The sequence below is a fragment of the Aeromonas sp. QDB68 genome (assembly GCF_027707405.1).
Taxonomy (GTDB): domain Bacteria; phylum Pseudomonadota; class Gammaproteobacteria; order Enterobacterales; family Aeromonadaceae; genus Aeromonas; species Aeromonas caviae.
In genome coordinates, this window is the sequence record NZ_JAPCIQ010000253.1 from 1 (window position 1) to 561 (window position 561).

1 protein-coding gene is annotated in these 561 nt (G+C 43.5%); it reads left to right on the top strand.

Annotated features, from left to right (window positions below):
• Positions 1-161: 161 nt before the first annotated feature.
• Positions 162-561: antitoxin Xre-like helix-turn-helix domain-containing protein (locus PG892_RS22510; RefSeq protein ID WP_270825942.1), on the top strand; the 400-nt coding region annotated here is incomplete at its 3' end.

Consider the following 561-nt stretch of genomic DNA (forward strand, 5'->3'; position numbering starts at 1 on the left):
CAAAGTAAACTGGATGGCTTTCTTGCCGCCAAGGATCTGATGGCGCAGGGGATCAAGATCTGATCAAGAGACAGGCCTACGGAGGATCATCGAGTGTACCGATGTGCTTTCCAGTGAAGAATTTTATCGCTACTTTTAAGACTATATCTTGCAATGAGAACATGAGCATTATGACTTACTCAGCATATAATCAGGGGCATGTGAAGCCCCATTGTGCACGACTTGTCATGTCTCTAGGTATTCCTTCCGACCCATTGAGTGTTCATTCATGGATTGTTGCAGGAATTCCCCCTGAGATTATTATAAGGCTTGTTGAATCTGTCAGGTCTGATATGAAGACAATCTGTCATCTTGTTGGTATTAGCAAAAGGACCATAACCCGTAAACTAAAGAATGGAACTCCTCTAACTCCTGAGCAAGGGTCTAGAGTATACAGTGTAATACAAGCACTTGATGCAACAATCTCGCTACACAATGATGATCTTGCTATGGCTATGGCTATGGCTATGGCTTGGTTACATTGCCCTGCAAAAGGGCTGGGAGGTGAGATACCTATGAATA